Annotated in this window: 8 protein-coding genes; 4 read left to right on the top strand and 4 right to left on the bottom strand. The window is 76.3% G+C overall.

Going from position 1 to position 7,315, the window contains the following annotated elements:
• Window positions 1-93: 93 nt before the first annotated feature.
• Window positions 94-1,152, bottom strand: coding sequence for a LacI family DNA-binding transcriptional regulator (locus ECOMGDLI_RS03260; RefSeq protein WP_088313614.1), 1,059 nt, complete (start codon window positions 1,150-1,152; stop codon window positions 94-96).
• A 193-nt stretch (window positions 1,153-1,345) separates the two neighbouring features.
• On the opposite strand from ECOMGDLI_RS03260, the gene ECOMGDLI_RS03255 reads away from it, so the two are divergent.
• The 4 genes from ECOMGDLI_RS03255 (at window position 1,346) to ECOMGDLI_RS03240 (ending at window position 5,360) form a co-directional block, all read left to right on the top strand.
• Entirely contained in the window at window positions 1,346-3,460 is a 2,115-nt protein-coding gene (locus ECOMGDLI_RS03255; protein WP_198954501.1) for a glycogen debranching N-terminal domain-containing protein, read from the top strand.
• 21 nt (window positions 3,461-3,481) lie between these two features.
• A complete protein-coding gene (locus ECOMGDLI_RS03250; protein ID WP_088313608.1) occupies window positions 3,482-4,093 on the top strand; it encodes a dual specificity protein phosphatase family protein in 612 nt (203 codons plus the stop codon).
• A 44-nt stretch (window positions 4,094-4,137) separates the two neighbouring features.
• Window positions 4,138-5,022: an aminoglycoside phosphotransferase family protein gene (locus ECOMGDLI_RS03245; protein ID WP_158220877.1), complete on the top strand. Its 885-nt coding sequence runs from the start codon at window positions 4,138-4,140 to the stop codon at window positions 5,020-5,022.
• A gap of 119 nt (window positions 5,023-5,141) precedes the next feature.
• Window positions 5,142-5,360, top strand: a complete 219-nt coding sequence (locus ECOMGDLI_RS03240; protein ID WP_088313602.1) for a hypothetical protein — start codon at window positions 5,142-5,144, stop codon at window positions 5,358-5,360.
• A gap of 37 nt (window positions 5,361-5,397) precedes the next feature.
• Here ECOMGDLI_RS03240 and ECOMGDLI_RS03235 read toward each other — a convergent pair whose 3' ends face one another.
• From ECOMGDLI_RS03235 to ECOMGDLI_RS03230, 3 genes are all read right to left on the bottom strand, one after another.
• Window positions 5,398-6,021: a GNAT family N-acetyltransferase gene (locus tag ECOMGDLI_RS03235; RefSeq protein ID WP_088313598.1), complete on the bottom strand. Its 624-nt coding sequence runs from the start codon at window positions 6,019-6,021 to the stop codon at window positions 5,398-5,400.
• 169 nt (window positions 6,022-6,190) lie between these two features.
• Window positions 6,191-6,334 carry a hypothetical protein gene (locus ECOMGDLI_RS34385; protein ID WP_158220876.1) on the bottom strand — a complete coding sequence of 48 codons (144 nt, stop codon included), beginning with the start codon at window positions 6,332-6,334 and terminating at the stop codon, window positions 6,191-6,193.
• A 302-nt stretch (window positions 6,335-6,636) separates the two neighbouring features.
• Window positions 6,637-7,131, bottom strand: a complete 495-nt coding sequence (locus ECOMGDLI_RS03230) for a YajQ family cyclic di-GMP-binding protein (RefSeq protein ID WP_233153293.1) — start codon at window positions 7,129-7,131, stop codon at window positions 6,637-6,639.
• Window positions 7,132-7,315: the final 184 nt, after the last annotated feature.

Genomic DNA, 7,315 nt, shown 5'->3' with positions numbered 1-7,315 from the left:
CCGGTGATGGGTGCGGGGTGCTGGGTACGGCGGGTACGGCGGTACGGGCGGGTACGGCGGGTGACGTGGCGAGAGCGAGGTGCGGTCGTGCGGTCAGCCGCTCGCGCGGACGACGAGCCGCGGGCTGAGCAGGACCGGGTCGGGCGGCCCCGTGCGGCCGGACCCCGGTGGTCCGTCGGCGTCGTCGGGCCGGCCGCCGCGCGGGCGGTCGGTCTCGAGGACGTCGTGGAGCATCCGCAGGCAGGCCGCGGCGGCGTCGTCGAGCGGCTGCGCGACGCTGCTGAGGCCGACGACGGCCGCGGTCGTGGAGTCGTCGAAGCCGATGACCGCGACGTCGGCGCCCGGGCGCAGCCCGCGGGCGGTCAGCTCGGTCCATGCGCCGAGGGCGAGCGAGTCGCTCGCGCAGACGATCGCCGTCGGCGGCACGTCGAGGTCGAGCATCGCCGCGGCGGCCGCGCGGCCGGTGCCGAGGCCGTCGGCGACGCCGGCGTCGTACCCCGGCCGGACCTCGAGCCCGGCGGCCAGGGCGAGGTCCGCCCAGCCGCTGCGCCGGTCGTCGCCGACCTCGGACCCCTCCGGCCAGCCGAGGAAGGCGATCCGCCGGTGCCCGGCCGCGACGAGGTGCGCGGTCGCGGCCCGGGTGCCCTCGGCGCCGTCGACGTCGACCCAGCCGTGGGTGCCGGTCGAGCCCCACGGCCGCCCGAACGTCACGAACGGCACCCGGCGCTGGGCGAGCCACGCCGTCCGGCGGTCGTCCGCGTGGGTGCCGTGGAGGACGAAGGCGTCGAGGTCGAGACCCGACAGCAGGTCCTCGTAGTGCGAGCACTCCTGCTCGTCGTCCTCGGCGGTGAACAGCAGGATCCGCTGGCCGCGGGCCTGGGCGTGCGCGGTGAGCGACTGCAGGAACCGGTCGAGGACGGCGCCGTTGACGCCGTCGCGCCAGGGCTCGATCCGGGCGCCGACGAGCTGCGAGCGGCGGGTGCGCAGGGTGCGGGCCGCGTGGTGCGGGCGGTAGTTGAGCTCGGAGATCGCGGCCCGGACCCGGGTGAGGGTCTCCGGGTGCACGAGGTGCGGCGCGTTGAGGGCGTTGGAGACCGTCTGCCGGGACACGGCGGCATGCCGCGCCACGCTCTCGAGCGTCGCCCGCGCCATCGCGAACACCTCCGTCGACGGCCGGTCCCGGCCCGCCCGGAGGGTGAGTTGCCAGGCGGTCAGGGGTACCGGTGTCCGAATCTGGGTGATATGAACGGTCATTGGAGCGTTCAAATCGTTCTTACCGTGACTGAGATCCCGGATGCTGTCAAGACCACCGAAACGGACAGACACGACGAACGGGAGTCCATCGATGCCGCCGCGCCAGCCGCTCCTCCACGACCTGGTGGTGACGCTCGCCGCGCCGACCGTCGTCCTCGCAGCCCCGGACGGCGACCTCGACGCGACCGCGCCCGGGGCCGGCGTCCAGGGCGTCTTCCACGCCGACGTGCGCGTCGTGAGCCTGCTGCGGGTGACGGTCGCGCCGGTCCCGGCCGGGTCCGAGGAGCCGGGTCCCGACCCGGCCTGGGAGCGCCCCGTCCCCGTCCTCGCCGCCGCGGACGGTGCCGGACGCACCCGGTTCGTCGGTCTGGCGCGGGGCCTGGGCGACGACGTCGCCGACCCGACGGTGCGTGTCGAACGGGGCCGCCGGGTCACCCCGGGCCGGCTCGAGGAGACCTTCACGGTGCGCTCGTCGGCGACGGACGGCGTCCGGCTGGCCCTGCGCGTCGAGGTCGCCGGGGACCTCGTGCCGGTCGAGCACGCGAAGGCCGGCCTGCCGCCGGGGCCGCCCGCGGGGCCGGCCGGCGCGCAGCCTCCGGCCGCCACCGGCACGGCGGCGCTGCGCTGGGGGGACGACGCCGTCCAGGTCCTCGCGTCGGCGCCGGGCGCCGTCGCCGACGGCACGGGCGGCACCCTCACCTGGGTCCTCGACGTCGCCCCGGACACGGCCGCCGACGTCCGGCTCGTCGTGACCGTCACCGACCCGGGTGCCGCCGTCGTCCCCGCGGCGACGCCGCCGTGGCGCCGTCCCGAGATCACCGCCGACGACCGGCGGCTGCCGGTGCTGCTCGCGCAGAGCCTCGACGACCTGGCGTCGCTGCGGATGGCGACGGCGTCCGCACCCGGCGACACGTTCCTCGCGGCGGGGGCGCCGTGGTTCCTCACGCTGTTCGGCCGGGACAGCCTCTGGGCGGCGCGGATGCTGCTCCCGCTCGGCACGGACCTCGCGCTCGGGACGCTGCGCACCCTCGCGGCGTACCAGGGCGTGCGCACCGATCCCGCCGCCGAGGAGGAGCCGGGCAAGATCCTCCACGAGCTCAGGCGCGGGGTCTTCGACACCGGCGGAGCGCTCCGGCTGCCGCCGGTCTACTACGGGACGGTCGACGCGACGCCGTTGTGGGTGTGCCTGCTCCACGACGCGTGGCGCTGGGGTCTGCCCGCCGCGGACGTCGAGCCGCTGCTGCCCGCGCTCGGGGCGGCACTGGAGTGGGTCGGCGCCGCGGCCGCCACGGGCGGCGGCTTCCTCTCGTACGTCGACCACAGCGGCAGCGGGCTGGCGAACCAGGGGTGGAAGGACTCCGGCGACGCCGTCCGGTTCGACGACGGCGCCCTGGCGGCGCCGCCCGTGGCGCTCGCCGAGGTGCAGGGGTACGCCTACGAGGCGGCCGTCTCCGGCGCGGAGCTGCTCGACGCGTTCGACCTGCCCGGGGCGGCGCGCTGGCGGGACTTCGCCGCGGACCTCGCCGCCCGCTTCCGGGAGCGGTACTGGGTGGACGGCGCCGACGGCCGGTACCCGGCGCTCGCGCTCGACGGTGCGGGCCGGGTCGTCGACGCCGTCGCGAGCAACATGGGTCACCTGCTCGGCACCGGGATCCTCGACGCGGGGGAGGCCGCCGACGTGGCCGCCCGGCTCGGCGCCCCGGACATGTCCGGCGGCTTCGGGCTGCGGACGATGTCCGCGCGGGCGGGCGGCTTCGGCGTGATGCGGTACCACTGCGGCACGGTGTGGCCGCACGACACCGCGGTGGCGGTCGCGGGGCTGGTCCGGACCGGGCACCGGGACGTCGCCGCCGGGCTCCTCGGCGGCGTGCTCGACGCCGCGCCGGCGTTCGGCAACCGGCTCCCGGAGCTGTGGTCCGGGGACGCGCGCGACGCCGTCCCGGGGCCGGTCGCGTACCCGGCCGCCTGCCGCCCGCAGGCGTGGGCGGCCGCCGCCCCGGTCGCCATGACGGCGGCCCTGCTCGGGCTCGAACCGGACGCCCCGGCGGGCCGGCTCGTCGTCCACCGCGGCGACGGCCCGCTGCCGGTCGGGGCGCTCGCCGTCCGCGGCCTGACGATGGCCGGCGGCCGGCTCGACGTCGAGGTCGACCGGGACGGGGAGGTCGCTGTCGTCGCCCCCGAGGGGATCGAGGTCGTCCGGCGGTGAGCCACGCGGCATGATGCCGACATGCCCGACGCCACCTCGCCCGAGCTCTTCCCGGTGCCCCGCAGCGGCCGCGGCACCCTGGCGCTCATGGCGGCGCCGCGGCCGGGGGAGGCGCTCGAGGACGACGTCGACGCGCTCGCGGCGGCCGGCGTGACGGACGTCGTGTGCCTGCTCCCCGACGAGGAGCTCGGCCGGCTCGGGCTCGCCGCCGAGCCGGACCTGCTGGCCCGCAAGGGGTTGCGCGTGCACCGGCTGCCGGTCCCGGACTTCGGCGTGCCCGCCGAGGACGACGCAGCCGCGCTCGCCGAGGTCGTCACCGAACGGCTCGCGGACGGTGCGCACGTCGTCGTGCACTGCCGCGGCGGCATCGGCCGCTCGTCGACGGTCGCCGCGACGGTGCTCGTCCGCGAGGGGCTGCGGCCGGAGCAGGCCTGGGCGGTGCTCGCGAAGGCCCGCCGCCGCAAGGTGCCCGAGACGGGTGCCCAGGAGCGGTTCGTCGCCCGGGTCGGCGGGTACACCGAGCCGCCGCAGTCGATCGCGACCCGGATCGGTGAGGCGCTCGGGCTGCGGCTCGCCGCGGCGGTCGCGGGCGTCGTGCGGCGCCGCCGGGCCCGGCGGGCGGGCGGGGCGTGACCGGCGACCCGCCCGTGCTTGCTCTGCCCTCACAACTGAGGGCGGTGGCGGCGTCCGGGGACGAACTCGGTCTGGCGGAGTGGGTCGCGGACCGGCTGCCGGCCGCCGTCCGCGCCGCGACACGGCACTGGGCGCTGCGGCTGGAGCCGCCGTACGAGCCGGGCGGGTACTGCTCGTGGGTCGCCCCGGGCGTGGACGCGCACGGGCGCCCCGTCGTCCTCAAGGTCGGGTGGCCGCACGAGGACGCCGCGTACGAGCCGGTCGCGCTGCGGGCCTGGGCGGGCGACGGCGCGGTGCTGCTGCTCGACGGGCTCGACGGGCTCGACGACCTCGGCACGCGGGCGCTGCTGCTCGAGCGCTGCGACCCGGGGATGACGCTCGGGGAGACGTTCGTGGGCGCCGACGAGCCCCGGCAGGACGACGTCCTCGCCGGGCTGCTCCGCAGGCTGCGTGCGGAGCCGGCCCCGCCGGGGCTGCCGACGCTGGAGGCCATGTGCGTGCGCTGGGCCGCGAGCCTGCGGGAGCGCCGCACGGCCCTGGCCGGCGCCGCCCCGCTCGACGACGACGTCGTCGAGGCCGGGCTCGCCGACTACGTCGCGCTCGCGGCGTCCGCGCCCGAGCAGGTGCTGCTGTGCACGGACCTGCACGCGGGCAACGTGCTCTCTGCGCGGCGCGAGCCGTGGCTCGTCATCGACCCGAAACCGCACGTCGGGGACGCCGCGTACGACGCCACCCAGCACCTGCTGAACTGCCCGGCCCGGCTCACCGCCGACCCGGTCGGCCCGGCCCGCCGGATGGCCGGCCTGCTCGACGTCGACCCGGACCGCGTCGTCCGCTGGCTCTTCGCGCGCGGGGTCGTCGAGTCGCTCGACATGCCGGTGGCGGCCGGTGTCGCAGCCGACCTCGCCGTGCATCTCGGCGTCCGCTGACGCACGGCGGTCCCGGGGTGCGGACCGCCGCCCGCGCAGCGACGAGGCCGGGCAGCGCCGATCGGGTGGACCGGCCGCACGGGGCTCAAGCCGCCGCCGGGGGCGCCGATCATCCGTAGATGTTGTCTCCCGAGGGTCGGCCTGCCGCGCTGCGCGACGCGCTGCGGCTCGTCCTCGTGGAGGCGAACGGGGTGCCGATCGTCGAGGTCGAGCAGGCGGTGCTGTGCTGCTTCTGCGACGGCTCGATGCTCGACCGGGTCAGTGCCGACTGCGAGGTGCCGCGGCCGGACTGCCCGAAGGTCTCCGCCTGCGGGCACAAGCGCGACTGCACCTGCTGAGGCTGCTGACCGAGCCTGCTGACGACTCCGCCCGGCGTCAGCGACCGGACGGCGCGCCCGCCCGGGCGCGCAGGTCCAGGCCGTACAGAGCGTTCTCGGCGTCGAGGTCCGCGACGAGCACCTGCCAGCCCTTGCGCCGGTACAGCCGGGGAGCCGGCCGGTCTGCCCGGTAGGTCGTGAGCAGCGCCCGCTCGTGCGGCAGGTCCGCCAGGAGCGCGTCGTGCAGCCGCCCACCGAGCCCCTGCCCCTGCGCCGACGCCCGGACGGCGATCTCGACGACCTCGAAGTGCTCGCCGATCCAGGTGCCGACGACGTCCTCGGGTGCGGTGGCCGCCACCCAGTCGCTCCACCACTGCCCGCGCTCACCTGTGTAGCCGTAGGCGAACCCGAGCAGATCGCCGTGCCGGGCGCGCAGGGGCGGCGCGTCGTCCGCCGCCCCGGACGCCGCGCGCTCGTCGTCCGGCACCGCGACCGCCCCGACGAGCCGGAACCCGGCCCGCACGGCGTGCGCCGGCAGCTGCTCGGCGACGAACCGCTCCGCGGACTCCGGCGGCTCGTCGTACGGCGGCACGCAGAACGCCTCGCGGTAGACGCGGGCGAGGTCGTCCGTGAGCTCCGCGACGTCCGCGGTGAGGTCGGTGACGACGATGCGCTCCGTCATGGCGCCGACGCTACCGACGCCGCCCGTCCGCGCCTCCGGGGTCGGTCGCCCCCGTCGCGCGCTTGCGGGGAGACGCCGACGGCATGCTGCCGCTCGGGCATCCCCGCAGGCGGCGTGCCGCCGTGGGCCGGTGGCGGGGTGCAGCGCGGCCGCTGGGGTGGCGGACGGCCTACGTGCGCGGACGGCCGACGAGTGCCAGGACGACTCCGGCCACCACGACCGCCGCCGCGGTGCACAGGACGAGCAACCCGGGGCCCGGCAGGGGGACGAGCAGGACGCCGAGAACGGCGAGCCCGGCGCCGAGCCCGATCAAGGCTCGACCGCGTGCGCGCCTGGTCGCTGGGCCTCGCGGCCTGTCGGGTCCCATTCGAGCAAGGATGCCGCAGGGTCGGACGAACCCGGCGGGTGGAGGTCGTCGCACGCGTCGTTGCAGCCCGATGCACGCCCTGACGTGCATCGCCCTGCGACGAGGGGTGCAGCAGCGATGGCTGAGCTCGGGTCCGTGCTCGGGTCTCCTACGTCGCGATCACGACGGTCCGGACCCGAGCATCGACCCGAGCACCGACGCCGCGTCGCCGGGCCGTCCCTCGACCCACTGAACGGCGTGACCTGTCGTCAGCGGTAGTTCGTGAACTGCAGCGCCACGTCGAGGTCGGCCGCCTTGAGCAGCGCGATGATCGCCTGCAGGTCGTCGCGGCTCTTGCTCGTGACCCGGAGCTCGTCGCCCGTGATGGACGCCTTGACGCCCTTGGGGCCCTCGTCGCGGATGATCTTCGAGATCTTCTTGGCGTTCTCCAGGCTGAGGCCCTCCTTGAGGGTCGCCTCGAGCCGGTACTCCTTGCCGGAGACCTTCGGGTCGCCCTTGTCGAGCACCTTGAGCGAGACGCCGCGCTTGATGAGCTTGGTCTCGAAGACGTCGAGGACGGCCTTGACCCGGTCCTCGCTGTTCGCCTTCATGACGATCATCTCGGTACCGCTCCACTCGATGGACGCGCCGACGCCCTTGAAGTCGTACCGCTGCGAGATCTCCTTCGCCGCCTGGTTCAGCGCGTTGTCGACCTCCTGACGGTCGATCTTGCTCACGACGTCGAACGACGAGTCGCCGGCCACGGTGTGCTCCCTTCGGGTGTGCGGGCTGCGTGCCGGGGACTGGTGGTCCGGCCGGGGCGCCACGCGGGTGGTCCTCGCCATCCTTCCATCGACTCGGCGGGTGCGTCGCCCGTCCTGCCCGGAGCCGTGATCACTGTCGGTGCTCACGCAGAACCCCCCATCCGGGCTCCCCCACCCCCCTGGG

The organism is Kineosporia sp. R_H_3 (genome assembly GCF_002198675.1).
GTDB lineage: Bacteria > Actinomycetota > Actinomycetes > Actinomycetales > Kineosporiaceae > R-H-3.
This window is presented reverse-complemented; position numbering and strand designations above follow the sequence as displayed.